Genomic DNA, 20,693 nt, shown 5'->3' with positions numbered 1-20,693 from the left:
TGGGGCCAGCGTTCCCGCGCGCGGTCGCGCAGTCGGACGCGGAGGTGGTGCTGCATGGACTCGGGCGGGTTCTTCGGCACGGGGTCCATCCTGCATGGCTGCATCCCCGGTTCGGGTTTCCTGCGAGTCGTGCCATACCGCGAGGAATGCCGCCCTGGGTGGGTCCGCGCCCTCCAGCTTGGCGATGATCGTCGCGATGAGGGCGGTGCGCCATGAGTGATCGGCGACCGACTCCGGCTCTTTGACCCCGGCCATCCACCATCCCGTGCGTGCGGTGTTCTTCAGCGTCCCCGCCTCGTACAGGAAGCGTGCCACCGCGGTCAGGTCCTCGGACACCGTCAGGCTCCTTTCACGCCTCGGCGAGGCGGATCGCGTACCGGATGCTCTCCAACTCCCGCCGTCCGCGCGGCGAGAGTCCCCGATAGCCTCTCGCGCAGCGCGCGGGACGCTGCACCCGAGCGGAGCAGGCCGGGCTGGGCCTGGGGGAGGGCCCAGATGCTGTGCATGTTGAGCTCCACATAGCCGTGCTAGGAATAGCGCCCCACTTCGCGCCGGGCGTGCGCTCACCGAGCGTCTGTGCCCCCTCCAAGCGCTCCTTGTGGGGCATCTATCTTCATGGCAGGGACGTGACATAAGGGATGGTTTCTGTCTCGCTGGGAGCGCGGCGCGGCCAGGAAGAGGAGCGGCGCCGTGTGCTGTTGTCCCGTCCGGCCGCCTAAGGGCGGGGGTCGGCGTGGGTTTGTCCGGGAGTGGTCACACCAGTTTTGAGATGGCTGTCGAGACGGCGGTGTCGGTGTTCGGTGCGGAGGTGGCGCCGAAGCTGCGGGGTGGTGGCTGGCAAGAGGACCAACTACGAGGCCCGCTGGAGAACATGATCCGCGCACTGGGCCGGGGGCTGGGGCTGGAGGTGACGCTGACCGGCGAGGTGCCGCTGGTCGACCTCAATGCCCGCCCTGACTACGCCGTCGTCGTCGGGGGCGCGCCAGTGGGATTCATCGAGCTGAAGAAGCCGGGCACGCGCGCTGATCCGTCCGCCTTCACGGGCCGCAATGCCGCCCAGTGGGGGAAGCTGCGGCTGCTCCCCAACGTTCTGTTGTGCGACGGGGAGGAGTTCGCGCTCTTCCGCAGTGGCCACAAGGTAGGGGAAGTAGCCCGGATGAAGGGCTCGGTTCGCACTGCGGGTGCCAGGCTTGCCCCGGCCGATGGGGGCTTGGCACGCGTTCTGAGCGAGTTCCTCACCTGGAAGCCCTTGATCCCACGTACCACCGGGCAGTTGGTGCGCGCGGTTGCCGGGCTGTGCCAGTTGCTGTCGGCGGAGGTGGGCGAGGCGATCGTCCAGGAGAAGGCCCGCCGTCGCCCGCCTGTGTTCACCGAGCTGGCCAAGGACTGGCGGCGTCTGCTGTTCCCGGAGACCACCGATGCCGAGTTCATCGAACAATACGGCCAGGCCGTGGTGTTCGCCCTGCTGCTGGCCCGGGTAGAAGGCATTGTCTTCGAAGGCGACACCGTCACCGGCATCGCCACCAAGCTCGGCAAGAAGCACTCCCTGATGGGCAAGGCACTCGAAGTGCTGGCCGGCGAAGGTGTCAGCGAACTGTCCACGACCTTGACCACGCTGCTGAGGGTCGTCGGCGTAGTCGACTGGGAGATTCTCGACGACGGCACAGGGGACGCCTACTTCCTGTTGTACGAGCACTTCTTGCACATATACGACCCTGACCTGCGCATCCGTACGGGCTCCTACTACACACCGCACGGTGTGGTCGCAGCGATGGCCCGGCTCACCGAGGAGATCCTGCAGCACGAAGGCTTCGGCATCTCCTCCGGGTTCGCCTCCCCGGACGTGGTGCTTGTCGATCCGGCGATGGGCACCGGAACCTTCCTGCTGACTGCTTTGGAGCGTGCAGCCGACACCATCACCGCGCAGGAGGGACAAGGCGCGGTTGGACCGCGCCTGCGCGAGATGGTCGCCCGCAGACTTGTCGGCTTCGAGATACAGACTGGCCCCTTCGCGGTTGCAGAGCTGCGCATGCACGCCATGCTCAAGCGCTACAGATCGGCTGCTCCATCCCAGGGCCTCAGGCTCCTGGTAGCCGACGCCCTCGATAGTCCAACAGCCGAAGAGCATTGGATCCCGCACACCTACAGGGCGTTCAACGAGTCGCGCCGCCAGGCCAACCACATCAAGCGCGACGAACGTGTCATGGTCATCATGGGTAACCCGCCGCACGACGCCGTCCGCAAGGGAGCGGGTAAATGGGTGGAGCGGGGTGCCCCAGAAGAAGGCATCCCGGCTCCGATTGACGACTTCCGGCTGGCAGGTAACGGCCGTTACGAATCAAAGATGGCCAACCTCTATGTCTACTTCTGGCGCTGGGCTACGTGGAAGGTTTTTGACGCCCACCACGACGCTCCGTTCGGCATCGTCGCCCTGCTCACGCCGAAAGCGTGGATCAAAGGGCGGGCTTTCGCAGGCATGCGCCGCTATCTGCGCGCTACCGCTGACGCAGGCTGGATCATCGACGTCTCGCCGGAGGGCCAGCGTGCAGATGTGGGCACGCGCATCTTTCCCGAAGTCGCGCAGGAACTGTGCATAGCGGTCTTCGTGCGCTGGAAACAGCCCCGGACCGGCCCGCCTGTCTTCCGACACCTGAAAGTCGCAGGCTCCCGACGCCAGAAAATCGAACGGCTCACGGCACTGACCCTCGATGATCCCGGGTGGCGCATCTGCGCGGCAGACGCAACAGCCCCCTTCCTCCCACCGGGCAGCGACCTGTGGGAATCATCTATCCCCTTGCGGAACCTCATGCCGTGGTCGTCCCGCGGTGTCACTCCGGGGCGCATGTGGGTGTACGCCCCCGACAAGGAAACTCTCGAGGAACGCTGGCGGCGCTTCTTGGCCGCGGACACCGAACGACGCCGAAGGATGTTCGGAGAGGCGCGCGACCGCGACCTTGACAGTCACGTCGAGCCCCTTCCTGACATTGCTGGCTACGACAGGACACCTCTGCGCACCGAGCACCGCCCCCAAGCCGACTCCATCCGAGTCGCTTACCGCGCCTTCGATCGCCAATGGATCATCCCGGACCATCGGCTCATGGTTGTCGGCCGCCCCGACCTGTGGCGTGTGCGAAGCGACCGCCAAATCTACGTCATCGAGCAGAACGCTCATGCCGTGGTCAGCGGACCTGGAGTGCTCTTCAGTGCCCTCGTGCCGGACATGGACTACTACAACAACCGCAGCGGCTGCGCCCGTCCGATCTACCGCAACCGCGGTGGAACCCTACCCAACCTCGCCCCCGGACTGCTTGCGGTTCTGCGCCGCCGTCTTGGGCAAACGGTCACCGCTGAGGACGTCGTGGCCTACATCGCGGCCGTCGCCAGTCACCCCGCCTACACACAACGATTCCTCGACGACTTGGAGGTCGGCGGGGCACACATCCCTCTCACTGCTGAACGACGCCTGTGGTCACGAGCGGTCAACCTCGGACGACGAGTGGTTTGGCTGCACACCTACGGTGAGCGGCACGCAGACCCCGGTGCCGGCAGAGCCTATGGAAAAATCCTGCTCGACACCGGTCGACCACAATGCCTGGAAGAGATTCCCGATGATCCGGCGAACATGCCCGAGCGGCTGACCTACGACTCCGTAACGCAAGACCTCTGGGTCGGCAGCGGGCGCATCAGCCCCGTTCCTCCCGCTGTACGCAACTATCAAGTTTCGGGCATGAACGTCCTGGACAAGTGGTTTGGCTACCGCAAAAGTGCACCAGCAGGAAAGAGGCGTTTGGAACTCGATCATGTAGTAGCCGACAGATGGCCTTCTGCATGGACCACGGAGTTGTTGGAGCTACTGAATGTCTTGGGTTTTCTGGTACGAGAAGAGCCATTGCAGGCCGAACTTCTCGACGAAATCTGTGCGGGTCGGCTCATTACCCCGGCAGATCTGATCGACGACGGGGTCTTCCCTGTGCCGAGCGAAGCTGCCAAACCTCTCAAAGCCGATTCCGTAGATGGCTTGTTCGAACTGTGACCCTGGCGGATTGCCCCTGCAGTGGTTGCGTGCGGTGCTGCGGTCACGGGAGATGGGCGCGCTTTCGACGCTTACGCATCCGCCGGGAACGATGCGACGACATCTACGAGGCCTTTCTCGGCCTCGCCACCTCCGAATCACCCACAGACACGTCCAACCGCATCGGCTCCCGTTCGTGCAGGCCGTCCCTGTGCCTGGAGGAACGCGGCCGCCTGGGGTGTCTGTCGCTGCTGGTCCAGGCCGAGTTGTCAGCGAATGCTGAGCATGGTGCTCGTAGTTCAGCCCTTGGCCGCGGCGACTTCTCGCGCGCGGCCAGCCAAATTCTGAACAGAGCGGGAGGTAGCGTACGGAGCGAGCTCTCGACGCATGGTGGTGAAGTGGTCGTCACCGCGTACGGAAGAGACGTGCTCGTACTCGTCGAGGAAGCGTCCCCACGAGGCGCACGAGGCGTCCAGATGCCCGAACCGGAGTTGGCGCTGCGCTAGCACTGCGTAGGCGTGGACGCGGCCCTGCCGCTCCTGAGCGGGCTGAGCCCGGATGGACTGCCGCATCGCGGTGATGCTGCCTTCCAGGTCTCCTTCTTCCATGAGCACGTGCGAGACGTGGAAGAGGTATGCCGTCTGGTCGTACCCGCCGATCGCGTCCCGCCGGTTGTCCGCCTTCGACAGGGCTGACTCGGCTTCACGGAGGCGGGTGTGGGCCTGGCGCCGGTCGCCCACCATGGAGGCCGCGTGAGCCTGCTGTCCGCGCAGGAACGCCACCAGGCGCGGGCCGGCCGAGGGTGCCGCCTCGGCCGCCGAGTCCGCGAGCTCAAGGGACATGCGCCCGTGCCCTAGATTCGATGCCTGGAGCGACATGCCGCGCAGCGTTCGGCAGTAGGTGACGTGGTCGTCTGCCTCGTTGGCGAGTTTGAGCGCGTTCACGTAGTAGGTCTGGCCGAGGCCGTGGGCCTTTTCGTACATGGCCATCCAGCCCGTGAGGTACGTCAGATCCGAAGTGGCCGCGAGCATGTCCTGCTTCACGGGCTCGGAGGCCTGGGCCCGAAGCCACGGCCCGACGGTGTTGACCAGGAAGGCGGCGGCCATGGGGCGGGCGTGCCCGGCTCCGAACTCGTCGAGGATGTCCGCGATGCGCTCCGTCATGGAACGCACGGAGGCAACCTGTGACGCTCCGATTCGGGTAGTGGCCTTGCCTGGCGCTATCGGTTCGTCGGCGGCCCGTGCGCCTTGCTGGAAGACAGGGACTGAGAGTGCTGCGGTGAACAGAGTCGCAGCCAGGATGCTCCGACGGGATGGATCCATATCCGCCCTTCCGAGGTCGATCAACTCCTCCACAGTGTCGACTGCGGGAGAGTCACCGACGGACAGAGCGGGTTGAAGACCAGCCTCCGCATGCGTCACGGGCCTGCCTAAACGGGCGGACAACGCTTCAAGAATCAGGGGCCTGACCTCGGGTTTTGGCGGCGTGCCGGCGATCCAGTGGGCGACGGCCGTCCGGTCGTACGTCAGATCCAATCCAGCCTGGGGACCGAGCCGGTTGACCTGCTGAGCGAGCTGCGTGCGCGTCCATCGAGCCTGCTCAAGCAGCCTGTCCAGGGCAGGGTTGGGCGTGCGCTTTCTCGTGGCCATGTACTCAACTCCCGACAGCTCATGGCGTTCACGGTGTTCACGGTCCCACCTGCCGCCAACGGTACCCGCAGACAGTGACCACGCGATTACCTCTTACGAGAAAGCGATCGTTCTCAGCCCTTGGAGCAGCGGTGACCAGCGCACCACCAGCGACAGAAGGCGTCTCCAAGTTGGGAGACGACCCCCACGCAGAGCATCAAGCGCGTCAACGCCAGGTCCAGACGTATGACGTGATGAGCGTCTGCTTCGAGGTCTCGCCAGGCAGGACCGGACAGAGCATCGTGGCACGGGATGCCCGCCGGGTGCGGATGGCCCGAACCCTGACAGCCGCGCGGCTTCGGCACTGCGGGCTTGAGTTGATGACGGACGACGTCACGCTGATTGTCTCTGAGCTTTTGACCAACGCTTTGCTACACAGCGGAACGACGGAGATCAGCCTGACCATCGCTCTTCGCGACGGCTTCCTTCGGATCACTGTGCGGGACGGCATGGCCGGATGTGCCGAGCCCAGTAATGCCGATCAGGATGCCGAGTCGGGGCGCGGTCTCGCTCTCGTCGATGCCTTGGTGAAGGAGAACGGCGGAGTCTGGGGGACCAGCGACGCAGGCGCAGTCACCTGGTGCCGTCTCACCGTTCCAGCCGAGGAGAAGGCGTGATGACCCCCGCCGCTATCCCCGGGCGAACCAGGGCCGTACCTGTGTGGACGCCGCCGCTAGACCCCGAAGCTTTGGAAACAGTGCTGACCAAGGTCTGCGGGTGGCAGCCGTTCGACGGTGAATCGCTGCTCGACGACGTGGGCGCGGTCCTCGACGACGTCGTTCCAGCCGAGGGAGCCCTCGACGACCACGACCTGCGGCTCCGCGGCCACCTGATGCAACTCGTTGCTATCGCCGTCGCCACGGAGGCCGGCCAGAAGGACCCGGAAGCGGAACAACTGATCGAGCGGGCCCGCTGGTTACGCACCGAAGCGATGCCGGGCGACCACCTGCAGGCCGTGGGGCACCTGCGCCGGATGGCCTGGTCGGTCAACGAACTCCACGAACGCCTCGGCGCGATCAAGTGCCTGCGGGAGGCGGCCTGATGCTGGGTCCCCTGCTTCCGTACAGCCCGCCCGCCCCGTCGAGAAAGACGTATCGATCCATGCCTTCCACCTCAGTCGGACCGGCCGTAGTCCCGTACGTCATCCAGCGGTTAGGGGAGGAGGCGGCGCCCGACAACCTGGTCATCAGACGCAGCGCGCCGGGCCGAAGTAGGCTTCACTACCTTGACGAAGATCCCCGGGACCGTGATCCCCGCGGTGTGCTGCTCGCGCGGGTCGGCTGGAATCCGCTGGGTGCGGACGGGATGCCGACCGGGGAGCCACAGTGGAAGTTCATGCACCCGCATCGGCAAATGATGACCATGCAGACCCTCCGGTGCCAGGTCTGCACCCAGCCCGCCCGGACGAAGATCGGTTCCATCTTCCTTGCGGGGCCCAGGGACGAGGACCCCACCCGGACAGAGATCCTGACGAACCAGCCCCCGGTGTGCGCCAGGCACGTCCGCACCGTTGCAGCGTTTTGCGCCACGATGGTCAGGCGAACCCGGCCGGCGACGACCTTCATGAGGCGGTGGTGCCTCTGATCGACCCGGCCGGGCTGCTGTCACACGACGATCCAGGCCGAGTCGCCTATCCCGAGGTCCGGTACGTCGGCTGAGGCGAGCCGGCGGTCAGCGGACTGAGCGACTGATCCGCGCGCGGGGTTTTCAGCCCTGCAGCCAGTGGGCGATCGCCGCGGATATCTGTGACGCCTCGGGATCGGGCAGAAAGAGCCACTGCCCGCCGGGATTGAGATCGATGAAGTACGTGCCGCTTGCTGTCTCGATCCAGTCCTGGCTGGAGTACCTGACGGACATTGCTGCCGACAGGTTGACTGCCCGTTGTTCGATGTCTGGTGCCTTCAACGGCCGCCACGATGTGTGCGCGGCGGCGCTCCTGCGCCAGTCCAGGGGGATGCCTTCTGCCGGGATCTGGAAGGCCCAGGCCTCATCGCGCACCGTCACGACCCGCAGATGTCGTACGGCCCTGACGCGTTCTTGCAGAATGAATGGTGCGCCCGCCAGGAGTTCTGCGACCGACGGGTCTTGCGTGTCCACTGGGGCCGCGAAGACGATCCGGGGATCGCCCTGCTCGAGCCAGTACTGCGGGGGGCCGAGGGGTTTGGCGACGAGATGCCCCGGCAGAGACGTCACCTCGGACGGGTCGTTGGTGACTATCAGCGGGGGCACGTCGATACCTGCCCCAGTGGCGGTCCGGCACTGCACGATCTTGTTCTCGGCGGCGAGCAACGCGTCCAGGGACGTCAGCCACTCGCAGGCGGGGTTGCGCAGCAGTGACACCAGCAGCGTGCGCCACGCGCCCTGCACCGCGGCCTGTTTGCTTCCCCATCTCATCCCTACGTCCCAGTCGGCCGGCGCGGGGCGCCGGATCCAGCCGCGGTGGGCGTCCTGGAGGTGAGCGGCTCCGTGACCGTTCGTGGTCTCCACGCCGAGGCGAGTTGCGGAGACCACGAACGGGATGCGCTGGACACCGGCTGCGTCGAGGACGACCAACGGGCGGAGCGAGGAGATGCGATCCGCCACCTCACGTACGTGGGGGTCGGATTCCTCACCGATGATCACCACTGGGGTGCGTGGGCCGGCGTGACGGCGGCCCGCCGGGCCGCAGGATTCGTTCACCGCCCGTGCCACAGCGCATGCCCCGTCAGCTGAAGGTGAAGGGGTCATTGTCCGTCGTCTCGACCGACATAGTCGTCGTCCTGCCCGGAACGTCGGCGAAGTCGACGGCCTCGGCCAGCGTGTCGTAGAGACTCGGTGGGAGCTGCCGCTCCTCATCCAGTCGATCGGCGTTCATAGGGTTGCCTCTCTTTCCTTCGATCCCGGGTCGTGCCGATGTGGTGCGAACGGAGCTGGATAGCGGCTGACCCCATTGGAGGTGCAGCCGGGGGTGCCTTGGCCGGGCTATGCGGCCGTCAGGGACCCCGATCCGCCCTCCGTGCGGTCGTCGAAGATGTCGTCGGCGAAGACGAGCATGGACGATCCGATCCCCCTGATGAAGGCGTAGTTCAGCGTTCCCCCCACGACAGCCCCCACGAGGGGAATGAGCCGGCCCACCACGCGGGCGCTCAGCCGCTTCAGCACCTCCTGCGCCACCTTGATGACCAGGTACTCCAGGCCCTTGGCACTGGCTTCCACGCCGACCGACAACGCGACGATCTTCATGAACTCCTCGAAGCTGACCACGTACCGGCCGGTGCGGTGGTAGATCACCGCAAGGGTGACCTTGAACTGCTGGGCCACAGTGTTGGCGATGTCCGCCGGAATGCCCAGTGCCAGGGTCATACCCCCGCCGGACCCGGCAGCTACACCCGTGGCCGCCGCCAGGCGGGCACAGTGGTCGATGTACCCGTGGATGCCCCGCTTGTCGACCTCCTGCTTGATCTTGAAGGAGTCGAGGTTTCGATGGATGAACTCGAAGGAGCTACCCAGTGGTCCAAAATCTTGTGCGCCCATCAGCCCTCCCTGGCAGCGGCCTCGCAGGTTTCCTGATCGCTGTCATGAGGTTGCCGGTTCCTTGGGCGCGCCGTCTCCGTCAGAAGACGGAATCGCGGCGACCCGGCGCGGTGGCGACTACGGCTTCCCGTTTCCCAGCTGCCGGATCGCGGTGCAGTCGGGGATCTCGACCCACCGGTATCCCGTCCGGATGACACCGTCCTGGGCGAGCGTGCGCAGGGCACGGCTGACACTCACCTCGGCGGCTCCTATCAGCGTGGCCAACTCGTACTGCGTGAGCCCGACGCGGCAGGGAGTCCGGCTGCCGTTCTCCTCGCACCACTCCGCCAATACCCGGCACAGCCTCACCTGTACGGGTACGCCTGCGAAGTCGACCCGTCGCCGTGTGGCGGCCCGCAGCCGCTCGACGACCTGCCGACTGACAGCGGCCGCTGCCAGCGGGTGCCGGTGCAGGAAGGCCCGGAACTCCTGCTGGGAAATAGCCTGGACCTTTGCAGTACCGACAGCCGTGACCGTGGCCACGCGAGGCCGCCCGTCGAGTGCCGCCATCTCTCCGACCAGATCGCCGCTGTGACGTACTGCCAGCAGCGTAGACTGGCCGTTCGCGGTTGTGGCACTGACCTTGACGGACGCGTCGACGAGCAGGATCGCATGTGTGGTGCTGTCCCCTTCCGTCAGCAATTGCTGCCCGTCCGCGTAGCGGCGCCGGGAGCCGAGGGTGAGCAGAGCATCTCCGGTTTCCGCGGGAAGTGCGTACATCAGACTGTGAGGTGGCCACGGTCCACGCCGGCCAGATGTGCTGGAGCTCGACAAGGCCAACGCCCCCTCTCGTTACCGCCCGTGGGCTGTATCCCTTCGACTACGCTATGACAGGACTTCGGCACAATCGGACACTTCTGCCGTACCGCAGATCGTCCTACCGCCAGGGGGAGGGGTTATGGACGATGGTGTGGTCGACCGTGCCTCTCGACTCCTGCAGTACGGCGCGGAACTGATGGGCCGGGGTGCGCTGATTGAGGCGGAGATCGCGCTTCGCAAAGCTGTCGGCCTGTTCCCCGTGGACGACCTCCGACGGTCCACCTGTCTGGAGAAGCTGGGCAAGATCCGCGTTGCCCGCGGCAAGCTCGAACAAGCCGCGGCCTCCTTCCGATCCTCCTTCATCGTGGTGGCCGCCAACGCGTATCGCGATTACACGGGCTCGCTGGAGGTGCGGCGTATTGCCGCGTCCTGCCTCGGCAAAGCGGTGGGCCTGTCTGTGTCCCTGGCGCTGATGGCGTCCAATCCGAAGATCACCGCTTCCGCCATGCGGCAGGTCATGACCTGGAAAGCGATCACGGCTGCACTCACCAAGGTCGAACCGCCGCGAGCTGGCCCGCTGTTTCCCCGTCTGTCGGAGACCTGGAGCCGGCTGCCGGCCGATGGCGTCCTCCTCGAGTTCTTGCGCTACGCGCCTCACGACTTCACCGCTCCGCTGGAATCTGCGGGGCAACTGCCCGACAGGTACGCCTGCTTCGCTCTCGGAGGCTGGGCCGACGACCGTCGGGTCACCCTCGTCGACGTCGGGCTCGCCAAAGAGATTGACGACTGCGTTGCAGACGTGCGGGAGGAAATGTCCGGGCTGGCCTCCTATCACGGCGGTTGCGTCTCCATGCCCGTCGCGGAGATGCGTCGCCTGTTCGAAGCCGAGGACGACGGGTCTGACGGGCCACCCGTGACCGCACAGATGCAGGTGACCTACAGCCGCTCGCATCAGCTCATCGAGCACACGGTCACCATCGACGCCGTCTCGTTCCGGCAGTTGATGTGGGACCTCAGCAACGGCACGAGCATGTTTCCGCAGGAGCAGTTGCATCGCTTGTACGGACTTCAGGCATCGGCCGGCAAGACCGAAAACCCTGACCCTCCCCATCCCCCGGAGCCGCCCGCCAACGTGAGGGGTCGGGCATCACGTGCTCTGGCCGCAGCCGTACTCGAGCCTCTGCGCCCCCTCGTGTCCCGGGCTCGCCGAGTCATCATCGCTCCCGATTCCGAACTGTGGCTGGCACCGTTCGCCGCTCTGCCCAATACCGACGGCAGTCCATGGCTGACCGATGCCACCCTCACCTTCGTCAACCACGGTCTGGAACCGACTACGGACGACTCGCTGGCGGTCGGCACCGGGGATCCCCTGGTCGTCGCGGACCCGGCCTTCGGCGCACCGGACGGCAAACGGAAACGGACACTCTTCGCGCCGCTTCCCCACGCCCGCGAGGAGGGGAAGATCGTGGCATCACTCCTCGGAGTCGGCGTTACGACGGGCCTCGACGCCACCGACGTGCTGCTGCGCAATGTCCGATCGCCGCGTGTTCTGCATCTGGCCACCCACGCCTTCGCCGTCCGCCATCGGGAAGTCCCCAGTAGGGGCCTCCCCAACGTGAACCACCTTGGCCGATTCCGCGGATTCGAGCTCCTCACGCACTCGGACAAGCCGTGGCATCGCTGCGGAGTGGCGCTGGCCAACGCGGCGCTGTGGGAATCCACGGGTGAGAGTCTGCCGAAACCGGGTGACGGCCTACTCCTAGGATCCGACATCGCCGGACTCTCCCTGAAAGATACGGCTCTGGTCGTACTCAGCGCATGCGAGACCGGACTCGGCGAGGTCGGGGCGGGCGATGTGCCCTGGTCGGCCGGTCACGCCTTCCGCCAGGCCGGAGCCAGAGTCGTCGTCATCAGCCTGTGGCGCGTTCCGGACGGAACGACCCGGACGGTGATCCAGGAGTTCTACCGCCGTCTCGCTGCCGGCGCCTCGCCGGCGCACGCGCTTCAGCAAGCGCAGAGGAAGGCTTGGTCGGAAGGACTGCATCCTCGGCACTGGGCCGCGTTCGTCTGTCTCGGCGTTCCTGCCCACACACTTCGCCCCTTCGCCCTTGTCCCGTCCCAACACCGTCACTGCCGTGGAGTGGCCAGACGCCGGAGGGGGTTCCGTGGACCACGTGGCTGAGGTGGAACTCGTCCTCGTCGACGACAGCAGCCGTTCGTTCGACACGGCTCCCCAAGAGGTCGACATCGGCGCCGTCAAATTTCAGGGCTGGCAGATCCATGCCGTCACGCCGGTGCCCGCGGATTTCCGTGACCATGACGTCTACGTCATCAAAGTGAACACCGACCTGGCCTTACGTCCGTCCTCCTCACCGCCACAGTGGATGGAGTTCGGGTTCACATTCGAGGACAGCGGAGTGTACGTAGCCGACATGGTGCCGAGGGCCGTCGGCCTCCCCGAACCCGCCCGCAGTTACGCAGTGACCAGACATCTCGCCTTCATCGCCAATCCCGATGCCATCTCCCGGACCGGCTGCTCTGGGGACATGGTGATGAACGACCTTGTCGTTCCGGCGCTCACACCGACCATCGAAGCGCTCGGAATCGGCAGCACCTCAGTGCGGTGGCGCCACACAGGAGACACCCACGGGGTCCCCGTTGGCTCGCGCAGCGGCTGGCTCCTACTGCTGGTCCCCTCCGGCCTGCGTGAACTGAAAGTACGGTCCGACGCCGCCTACGCACTGACACCGTTCCAAGACATGGGGTTCTCGCCGAAGGGCAGACCCGCAGCGTTCGTCGTCCAACTTCCCCTCGGCAGGCCCCCCGAACCCCGTCCGGCCTCGGCTGACGTCACTGGCCGGCGTCAGATCAGGCTCGGCTTCGCCCTCGACGTCGAGGGCTACAGCACCCGCTCCGGCCCCCGGCAGAACGAGGTACAGGACCGAGTGGCCCAACTCGTCCGCCAAGTGCTGCACGAGGCCGGCGTTTCCGATGAGCGGACAGACGTCCAGCCCACGGGTGACGGCATGAACGTGGTCCTGCCTGCCGAAATGGACTGCGTTGATCTCCTTCCCCGGCTGATGACTGGCGTGGCCGGGCATCTGGCCAGGGACAACAGTGGCCACGCGGACAGAATCCGATGCCGTATGGCGTGCGACATCGGGCCCGTCGCCCGCTCGGCGCTTGGCTTCTCCGGCCCCACGGTGGTGAGGTTCTGCCGCCTGGTAGACAGCCGACAGCTACGGGATGCTCTGGAGAACAACGAGAAAGCCGACCTCGTCGTGGCCATTTCCGACTGGCTCTACGAGAACGTCTTCCGCCCCGGATATGCAACCGCCGACCGCGGTCCCCTCAACGACCGCGCCCTCCGCGACGGCACCCCTGTTGAAGGCCCCTTCGACGAAGAAGCCTTCACACAAGTCCTCGCCGTGGCCAAGGGCTACCAGGCCACCGCATGGCTGTGGAGCGTAGATTCCGCCCGGGAAGTCCTTGCGGGCTGATCCTCAACGGCGTCGGATTCCTCACCCCGGAAGCCTCCACCGTCAGGACTGTCGAGCGACTGTGCGACGTATATGTTGGGGTCCCCTTGAGCGCTCCGACGCTGCGGTAGCACACGCTGGGAACGACCACTTCGGGCGAAGGTCCTCACCGACCAACGCGTCCACGCTCAGCTGGCGATGGTCGGCGACTCAGCCCAAGCCATCTACGGCTGGCGCGGTGCACGCGACATCATGGCCGACTTCGACGGCCACACCCTGCCCCTGTCCCGATCCTTCCGTTTCGGCCCCGCCCTCGCCTCGGAGGCGAACCGGTGGCTGACAATCGCCGACGCCCCCGTCCGCCTGACCGGAACCGACGCGATTCCCACCGAACTCGCTCCGGTCGAGCGCACCGATGCGGTGCTGTGCCGCACGAACATCGGAGCCATCACCGAAGTGATGACGCACCTCGCGGCGGGCTATCGCGTCGCTCTGGCCGGGGGAGGACGAAGCCTGTACACGCTGGCCACGGCAGCCCGCGCGACGTTAGGAACGGGTGCCCCACCACACATCCAGAACTGATCTTGTTCTCGTCCCGGGGGTGAACTGCAGGACTACGCCGACCACGACCCCGCCGGCGGTGACCTGAAGCCGTTCGTCGAACTCATCGACCAGCACGGCCCCGACTCCGTCCTGCGAGCCGTTGAACGACTGGCCCCCGAAACCACGCCGACGTCATCATCTCCACCGCTCACCGAGCCAAAGGCTGCGAATGGCGGACGGTAATCTCCGGCGACTTCGCCCCGCCCGAGAACACCGATGAGCAGGACGCAAACGGCCACCCCGTTCCCGGCCCCATCGACGATGCCGAAGCGCGCCTCGCCTACGTCGCCGTCACCCGCGCCCGTGACCGTCTTGACATGGGTGGCCTGTCCTGGATCGACGATCATCCCGCAGGGAGCCAAGGGCGAGAGCGGGCAACAGCCTGATGCTCCGCCGTGCACAGCGGAGCGGGAAGCACTGGCTGTTCAGTGCAGTCGGCGAGACCGTCACCGCCCTCATGGCCCTGCCCCCACAGGAGCGCCTGTTCCTGCTGTCCTGCTGTGCCGCTTTGGGCCGGCATTCGGTCCCCAGGAGCCGACCGGTCAGATCGTCGCCCCACGGCGGGTTCGAGTCGAGCTGACTATCGGCTGCGCCAAGCCGGGACAGCGCCGGGCGTTGCCGAGGCTGACCCGAAACCAAGGATGCCGCGACCCCCAGTGCTCCCGCCACGGCGAAGCAAGCCACCGGGCCGGGCGGATCCGGGTGGCCGGCCACTGCGTCTGAGGAAACTTCTCGGTCAGGCAGCGGCCGGGATGAGCCCAGACCCCAATGAGCCCAGACCTCATACGACGTGCAGACTGGCGAGAGCGGCCAACGCCGTGGCCGGGGGCCAGTGGTCGGCCAGCTGACGCACGGTCAATGGTTCTCGTTCTGAACTGCCTGCTTCAAGCCGGGCACTATCTGTTCGATCGTGGTGTAGCTCGTGGTGCAGCCGGGCTTCTCGGTGAAAACGAGTCGGTTGTCTTCCCTCATCGGCTTGACCCCGTACGCCTCGTACACCGTCTCGCCGTTCAACGACACGGCGAAGTCCAGGTCCACCACCTTGGCGAATTCGTAGCGGGCTGTTTCCACAATGAACCGGGCCCGTCTGACGGCCAGTCGGGCGAGCAAAAGGGCCCGGATGGGGCGGCCACTCCCCGGCGCGGACGCCGAGAATTCGGCGCGGAAGGCCAACAGGACACCAGGCTCCAGCCACTCGCCCTGGTACGAGGCTCTTGAGGAGAACTGCAGACGCTGCAGCGCCCCGAGGCCGACTGACAGCCGCAACGGAAACTTAGAACCGAATGATTTCCCCTTGATCAGGAACGGGTTGGTCAGATCCAGCGGCTGGCGAGCAGGGACAGACCCAGAAGCAGCAGGATGACGGCGGTCACCGTTGTGGGAACTGTCGCTGCCCGCCACCGGGCTTTTGGGACGCTGGCCACGACCTCCGGACGCAGCTTCGGAAGCGCCTCGGCCCGCATCGCGGAGTCGCCGACCATGCCGCCTTCGACGAGTACGGCCAGCGGCCCACCTCCCGGCGGCAGCGTGGTGATGTCCTCCGCGCAGGAGACCAGATTGAGCAGATGCGCCTCCCCGGTCTTGCCGGACAGCAGCGAGGACAGCCGAGCCAAGAAGGCCGCGTCGGCGCCAGGCGCCGTTCGGCCGGCGATCCAGCGCTCCCCCAGACGGGCGGGGACGTCGGTGTCCTGCACGGGCGGGGCGGGGTTCAGGGATGCCAGCGCGGTCGCGAGCCTGCCGGTGAGCTCCTTGCGCTCGGCGGCGAGCTCCGAGGAGCGGGCGGCCAGCAGCCGGTCCACCTCAGTGCTGGAACAGATACCGTCCAGGAGCTCTGACAGCACCCCGCGGCCCTCCGGGTGACCGGCGATGTCGTCCAGCCAGCGGGACGCGAGCGCCAGCACCGCGGCTCGGTCCTGCCCGGCCTCCACCACACCCCCCGGGCCGGGGGAGGAGCCCTCGAGGACCAGGGTGTAGAAAATGAGGGTTCCCACGGAGTCGGTCCGGGTGGAGGGGACCCCGCTGATCAGCACTCGCCAGCGACCGTTCGACGAGATGGCGAGCAGGCAGGGCCGCTCGGTGGCGGTGTACTCCGAGTACGGGTCCCACCAGCGGCTTTCGGGTGCGGGGCCGAGGAAGCCGTAGTCCAGCCTGCGCGGCACGCCCCGGGTTCGAAGACAAATCTGCACGGTAGTCCCTTCGGCGGTCAGCTCAGATGGTGCAGACGGGGCCCGCTCTCCCGCGCGGCCAGGGCAGTGAGCACGTCGAAGAGCGACTGGGTGGTGCGCTGCGACTCGGTGAACAGCAGGGCGTCGCTGTCAGCGGCGCGCTTGCGACGGTCGCGTTCGCCGTTGAAGCTCAGCCACAGGTCACGGAAGAAGCCCTCCCTCACCTCCGCATAGCTTCGGGAGTGCAGGGCAACGGTCTGCCGTGTGGCCGTCGTCCGCTCGCTCTGCGTCCGCGCGGTGTCGACCAGTTGCCGGCACAGCAGGGTGATGAGGTCGTCCAATCCCTTCCGGACGATCTGGCCCGGCGGCCGGACCCGGTACTTGGGCACGAGGATCTCGCCGCCGGGAGATGCCTGGGCGTGGAGCCAGCGTGCCGAGACCAGCTCCACACAGCCGAAGGTGTCGATCGGGAGGTAGCGGATCGCCGCGTGCGGGGCCGCCTCACGGACCGTCTTGAGCACTTCGCTGAACTGATCGACCACCTTCTCCCGCAGCGCGCCCGCGTGATCCTGGAGACTGCCGCTGTCCGACAGGTACGTCTCGCACTTGACCGGGCAGAACACGATCATGGCTGGCTCACCCGCCAGCTCCAGCCGGTTCTTCGCCCATCTGAGAACGGCCTGGTTGATCTGGAATACAGACAGGTGAGCGGTGAGCAGATGCGCGTGGTCGTCACCGGCGTCCATGAGCAGCACCGAGTCGATCGGGAGGATGAGCACGGAACTGTCGGCGAGGAACGCTTCGCATTCGGACCACTTCTGCTCGTCCTCGGTGCCTTCGCAGGCTCCCTCCAGCCATGCGCCCGGATAGTCGAGGATGTTGAACCGGATCTGCAGGCCTTGTCCCCGCGCTTCGAGCAACAGCCGGAACCAGGAGGGATCGCTGGTACTGGGCACCAGGCCGGGCTGGAACACACGGGCCTTGAGCGCTCCGGAGACCAGGTTGTAGGCGGCGGCCAGCCGATGAGCGGTGGGCCGGTCCGCGGTGAGCAGGTGTACCGAGGAGTCCCGGGCCAGCAGTTGCTGGCCCTCGGTGAGCAGACTGGCGATCAGCGTGCTCTTGCCCACACGGCTGGGCGCCAGCAGCCCGATTTTGTACTCGAAGACCGAGCGGTCGTCCGTCACAGCTGCTCCTCCTCGACGATGCTGGAGATGTCCTGCGCAACGCGAACCACGCGCGCGAAGCGGCTATTGGCCTCGTCGATCCCCTGGAACTCTTCCGGCCACAGGTCGTTGCGGTACGAACGGACGAACCGCCGGAATTCCTGGACCGAGGTGCCGGATCGGACCAGGGTGTCTTCGAACTGCTCTACCAGCGCGTGAATGACGGCTGCAGGAACGGCGGCTTCCTGCGACAGCGACTTCTGAATCCGAAAAGCCGCCTGCTCGGCGAGACCGCCGAACAGCTCGTACAGGTCCTCCGCGCCCTCTTCGGTCAAAGGGACCGCCACCTGCTGCATCTGCTCACCGGTTTCCGGGTGGCTGACCTGGAGATTCAGCGGGGCAAGATCGGGGCGTACCCGGGGGTAGAGCAGAGTGCGGTACTCCAGCCGTACATCCAGCAGGCTGTTGACCGCGGAAGCCAGACCCGGGCAGGGCTGGGAAGAGCGGGCGAACAGTTCGGCCAGCTCGGCGAGAACCTCGCGGCCGGGCCGCGCTACAGGAGGGGCGGTGGTGCCATCGGAGCCGGAGACACCATCCGCCTGCCTGCCCTTGTCAGGTTGGAAGAGCGCCCCGCACTCGGCCTCGAGTACCGCGGCCGTACGGTCCCAGGCAGCGGTGAGCCGCGCCGTGAAGAAGTCGTCCAGCGCCGAGAACCGGCGGCTGATCTCGACCCGGATCCTGCTGAACTCCGGCCCCGCGAACGCCGCCGAGTGACCTTCGGTGACCATGCAGGTCAGCGCCTCCTCCCGCCATGCGTCCGCGCCCTTTCCGAAGCCATCCTCGATCCATGTGAGTACGCCCTCAAAGGCCTTCCCAATGGCCTCCCCGAAGCCCGGATCCACCATGGAGCCGTGCGCCTCCGCCGCCAGCTCGGCAACCAGCCCGCGCAGTCTCCTGGCGATACCGCTGCGCAGCTGCGCAGCCTTGGCGTCGTTGACTTCCTCCGGCACTCCGGCCCGCCGTGCCACCTGGTCGAGCGCCCGGCGCAGATCGGTGAGCTGCAGGCGCGTACGGTCACGCCCAGCCGCGGCTTGGGTCCGGGTGCAGGCGAGCACCTCGGAGTCCATGACCGGAAGCCCCTCCGCCATCCGCTTCAGTAGAGGACTGAGTAGCTCCCTGCCGACCCGCTCCGGGTCACGTACGTCGGTCTCGAAGACGGTGAAGAAGCGGTCCGGCTCGCCGCCATTGACATTGCGCAGCAGGTCGCCGCGGAGGTTCTCTGCGAGATGGGGCTTGTCCGGATCGATGTTGTGCACAAGGTAGGTGAATTCTCCGGTGCTGCGCACGAACCCTCGTACCTCGTCCAGAAGGCTGAGTCCGGCGGTGTCTGTCTCGTCGAAGAACGAGGAGGTGTCGGAGGAACGCTTGACCACCAGCACCGCGTCGACCTCGTTGCGCAGCCCCGCCACATGCCGCCGGTCGGCATCGGCGGCCACCTCGCCCAGACCCGGCAGGTCCACGATGCCGATCCTGGCCACGTCCTCGTGCGGAAAGGCGCACTCGATGCGGGCCTCGCGCACGGCGGCATAGGCACGCCCCACCCGCCCAGCCCCCTCGGTGATCTCCTCATGGGTCGGATAGGCCACGAACCGCCGCACCTGTTCCAGCGGCACCGTCTTGACCCCGCCGGTCAGCAGCGGCTCGTAAGACTCCAACGCACCATGCAGTTCACGCAGCCGGGTCAGCAGCAGCCGATCCCGGGTTTCCGGCAGAGCTTCCGGGTAGACCCAGCGGCCGAATTCGGCGATCGTACGCGGCGCAGGGGAGAGATCGAGCGCCACATGCAACGGGGAGATCACCTCGGCGAGGAAACTCTCCGGGCTGTGCATCTCCAACTCGGCCCGCCGTACTGCAGGTGAGTGGAAGATGCGGCTGCGGACCGCGGTGACCGGGATGCCGTGACCGGTCGGAATCTGGTTGTCGTCGAGGCCTGAGACCGACTGCAGCAGGGTGCTCTTGCCCATGCGCGCCGCGCCGCTCACACCGATGTTGACTGTTGTCCGGGTGAAGCGGGAAGCGATCACTCTGAATGAGTCCGCTGCTTCCGCCACGGCCAGCCGGGTCTCTGGCAGATGAGGAAGTGTCAGGGCTGCCGCCAGTTCGGCGTCCATGATGCTGTGCGCCCGCAGATCGGCGAGTGCGCCCTCCAGCTCGTCCAGGCGCTCGCCGAGCGTGCGCCAGCGCGCACTCTCACGCTCCACCTCGGGTAACTGCCCCAGCCTGGCCCGCAGCAGGGCGTCGATGAGTATCGATACTTCTGACATGTAACCCCCCAGTCGCACAGTGGCATCACTCGTCCCCGTGCATTCGGATCTGGTACGCCACTCCCCATCTCGCAGGCAACGTACCGGCGCAAACACGCCTTTGTCCGTTGTTCTGCAATTACCGCCCGAAACGGAACAACCGCACCGGCTCAGCTTCCACACTCGGCACTTTGGAACAGCATGCTTGGATCCAAACGCCGCATGAACTCCACCAAGATCGGCCGATCACGACGGAGTAGTCCGGGAAACCCTCGGAACGCGTCGCTCGAGTGGTCCCGAGTCGGCACCCGCTCTTCCCGCAGCGAGCATGGTTCCCTCAGGAGCTCTAGCTAGGTCTGCCCACGGAAAGGGCACCTGCACCGCGCCCTCGACCGCCGGCTGTCCGGCGTCGTCGTCACCGGCCGCACCGACCACCACCTGGTCCTCGACAAGACGGTGCCGCCCGCGAAGGAGACCAGCGACCTCGGCGTGCTCCTGCACCGCTACATCCAGATCCCGCAGACCTTCTGGACCCGTGGGCACATCGCCGTGCTGTCCGGCGCTGCGGTGGCCATGTTCCTGGCGCTGCTGTGCGAGAACGGAGGGATCAGCGAGGAGGTTCCTCTGTGGTTCAGCCCGCGCGAGGCTGAGGGCCGCTTCGTCCTGAGCGAGGACACCCGCAGTAAGGGGCTGCGGGAACTCGGCGATGCCGGACTCGTGGCCACCAAGCGGCGCCCGGTCAACGAGACCGACTTCCAGGCCGCAGCGCTGTACATGCGCAACGTGCACTTCCTGCGGATGGAACGGCTGTCCGAGACCGCGGCCATCACCCCTCGCCGCGTGGTGCGCGTCCCGAAACGGCGCAGTCCTGCAGAGGACAAGGAGTAACGCGGGTTCCCAGCGCAGAGGGGTCGGGCGGGGTGCGGTCCCGGCCTGGTCTCGCCACCACTCACCCTACAAACAAACACG

The 20,693-nt window shown here is 66.5% G+C and carries 16 protein-coding genes and 1 pseudogene; 7 read left to right on the top strand and 10 right to left on the bottom strand.

Annotation, left to right across the window (positions count from 1 at the left end):
• On the bottom strand, positions 1-336 hold a 336-nt coding region (locus tag ACWD68_RS39700), incomplete at its 3' end, for an HD domain-containing protein (protein WP_451811327.1).
• 433 nt (positions 337-769) lie between these two features.
• On the opposite strand from ACWD68_RS39700, the gene ACWD68_RS39695 reads away from it, so the two are divergent.
• On the top strand, positions 770-4,033 hold the full coding sequence (locus ACWD68_RS39695) for a type ISP restriction/modification enzyme (protein ID WP_451811326.1): 3,264 nt from the start codon (positions 770-772) through the stop codon (positions 4,031-4,033).
• Positions 4,034-4,311: 278 nt separating this feature from the next.
• Here ACWD68_RS39695 and ACWD68_RS39690 read toward each other — a convergent pair whose 3' ends face one another.
• Positions 4,312-5,661, bottom strand: a complete 1,350-nt coding sequence (locus ACWD68_RS39690) for a hypothetical protein (RefSeq protein ID WP_451811325.1) — start codon at positions 5,659-5,661, stop codon at positions 4,312-4,314.
• Between the two features lie 131 nt (positions 5,662-5,792).
• On the opposite strand from ACWD68_RS39690, the gene ACWD68_RS39685 reads away from it, so the two are divergent.
• Together ACWD68_RS39685 and ACWD68_RS39680 are read left to right on the top strand one after the other, a co-directional pair.
• Complete coding sequence (locus ACWD68_RS39685; protein ID WP_451811324.1) at positions 5,793-6,317, top strand: ATP-binding protein; 525 nt, start codon at positions 5,793-5,795, stop codon at positions 6,315-6,317.
• Positions 6,318-6,397: 80 nt separating this feature from the next.
• Positions 6,398-6,742: a DUF6415 family natural product biosynthesis protein gene (locus ACWD68_RS39680; protein WP_451811328.1), complete on the top strand. Its 345-nt coding sequence runs from the start codon at positions 6,398-6,400 to the stop codon at positions 6,740-6,742.
• Positions 6,743-7,407: 665 nt separating this feature from the next.
• On the opposite strand, the gene ACWD68_RS39675 is transcribed toward ACWD68_RS39680, so the two are convergent.
• The 4 genes from ACWD68_RS39675 to ACWD68_RS39660 all read right to left on the bottom strand — a co-directional run bounded on the left by ACWD68_RS39675 (position 7,408) and on the right by ACWD68_RS39660 (position 9,972).
• The gene (locus tag ACWD68_RS39675; RefSeq protein WP_451811323.1) at positions 7,408-8,283 is read right to left on the bottom strand and encodes an ATP-grasp domain-containing protein; all 876 of its coding nucleotides are present in this window, start codon (positions 8,281-8,283) and stop codon (positions 7,408-7,410) included.
• A gap of 121 nt (positions 8,284-8,404) precedes the next feature.
• Positions 8,405-8,554 (bottom strand): hypothetical protein, encoded by a 150-nt coding sequence (locus ACWD68_RS39670; RefSeq protein WP_451811322.1) that lies wholly within the window; start codon positions 8,552-8,554, stop codon positions 8,405-8,407.
• A 107-nt stretch (positions 8,555-8,661) separates the two neighbouring features.
• Positions 8,662-9,213 carry a hypothetical protein gene (locus tag ACWD68_RS39665; protein ID WP_451811321.1) on the bottom strand — a complete coding sequence of 184 codons (552 nt, stop codon included), beginning with the start codon at positions 9,211-9,213 and terminating at the stop codon, positions 8,662-8,664.
• A gap of 117 nt (positions 9,214-9,330) precedes the next feature.
• Positions 9,331-9,972, bottom strand: coding sequence for a Crp/Fnr family transcriptional regulator (locus ACWD68_RS39660; protein WP_451811320.1), 642 nt, complete (start codon positions 9,970-9,972; stop codon positions 9,331-9,333).
• 178 nt (positions 9,973-10,150) lie between these two features.
• On the opposite strand from ACWD68_RS39660, the gene ACWD68_RS39655 reads away from it, so the two are divergent.
• The 3 genes and pseudogenes from ACWD68_RS39655 to ACWD68_RS39645 all read left to right on the top strand — a co-directional run.
• Positions 10,151-12,193 (top strand): CHAT domain-containing protein, encoded by a 2,043-nt coding sequence (locus tag ACWD68_RS39655; protein ID WP_451811319.1) that lies wholly within the window; start codon positions 10,151-10,153, stop codon positions 12,191-12,193.
• Complete coding sequence (locus ACWD68_RS39650) at positions 12,186-13,511, top strand: hypothetical protein (RefSeq protein WP_451811318.1); 1,326 nt, start codon at positions 12,186-12,188, stop codon at positions 13,509-13,511. The genes ACWD68_RS39655 and ACWD68_RS39650 overlap by 8 nt, the downstream gene beginning before the upstream one ends.
• A gap of 126 nt (positions 13,512-13,637) precedes the next feature.
• Positions 13,638-14,479 (top strand): annotated as a pseudogene (locus tag ACWD68_RS39645) (3'-5' exonuclease); the annotation flags it as partial.
• A 469-nt stretch (positions 14,480-14,948) separates the two neighbouring features.
• On the opposite strand, the gene ACWD68_RS39640 reads toward ACWD68_RS39645, so the two are convergent.
• From ACWD68_RS39640 to ACWD68_RS39625, 4 genes are read right to left on the bottom strand one after another with little or no spacing between them, the layout of a single operon-like run.
• Positions 14,949-15,359 (bottom strand): hypothetical protein, encoded by a 411-nt coding sequence (locus ACWD68_RS39640; protein WP_451811317.1) that lies wholly within the window; start codon positions 15,357-15,359, stop codon positions 14,949-14,951.
• A 47-nt stretch (positions 15,360-15,406) separates the two neighbouring features.
• Entirely contained in the window at positions 15,407-16,252 is an 846-nt protein-coding gene (locus tag ACWD68_RS39635) for a hypothetical protein (protein WP_451811316.1), read from the bottom strand.
• A gap of 44 nt (positions 16,253-16,296) precedes the next feature.
• Complete coding sequence (locus tag ACWD68_RS39630; protein WP_451811315.1) at positions 16,297-17,442, bottom strand: hypothetical protein; 1,146 nt, start codon at positions 17,440-17,442, stop codon at positions 16,297-16,299.
• Entirely contained in the window at positions 17,439-19,745 is a 2,307-nt protein-coding gene (locus ACWD68_RS39625; RefSeq protein WP_451811314.1) for a hypothetical protein, read from the bottom strand. The genes ACWD68_RS39630 and ACWD68_RS39625 overlap by 4 nt, the downstream gene beginning before the upstream one ends.
• 435 nt (positions 19,746-20,180) lie before the next feature.
• Between ACWD68_RS39625 and ACWD68_RS39620 the strand changes: the two genes are divergently transcribed.
• Positions 20,181-20,612: a hypothetical protein gene (locus tag ACWD68_RS39620; protein WP_451811313.1), complete on the top strand. Its 432-nt coding sequence runs from the start codon at positions 20,181-20,183 to the stop codon at positions 20,610-20,612.
• The last annotated feature ends 81 nt before the right edge of the window (positions 20,613-20,693 follow it).

The sequence above is a fragment of the Streptomyces sp. NPDC005141 genome, assembly GCF_053599975.1.
This window is presented reverse-complemented; position numbering and strand designations above follow the sequence as displayed.

Excerpts from the sequence above, each read along its gene's own strand:
- ACWD68_RS39695 (WP_451811326.1), top strand. The coding sequence starts at position 770 with ATGGCTGTCGAGACGGCGGTGTCGGTGTTCGGTGCGGAGGTGGCGCCG.
- ACWD68_RS39690 (WP_451811325.1), bottom strand. The coding sequence starts at position 5,661 with ATGGCCACGAGAAAGCGCACGCCCAACCCTGCCCTGGACAGGCTGCTT.
- ACWD68_RS39670 (WP_451811322.1), bottom strand. The coding sequence starts at position 8,554 with ATGAACGCCGATCGACTGGATGAGGAGCGGCAGCTCCCACCGAGTCTC.
- ACWD68_RS39665 (WP_451811321.1), bottom strand. The coding sequence starts at position 9,213 with ATGGGCGCACAAGATTTTGGACCACTGGGTAGCTCCTTCGAGTTCATC.
- ACWD68_RS39660 (WP_451811320.1), bottom strand. The coding sequence starts at position 9,972 with ATGTACGCACTTCCCGCGGAAACCGGAGATGCTCTGCTCACCCTCGGC.
- ACWD68_RS39655 (WP_451811319.1), top strand. The coding sequence starts at position 10,151 with ATGGACGATGGTGTGGTCGACCGTGCCTCTCGACTCCTGCAGTACGGC.
- ACWD68_RS39625 (WP_451811314.1), bottom strand. The coding sequence starts at position 19,745 with ATGTCAGAAGTATCGATACTCATCGACGCCCTGCTGCGGGCCAGGCTG.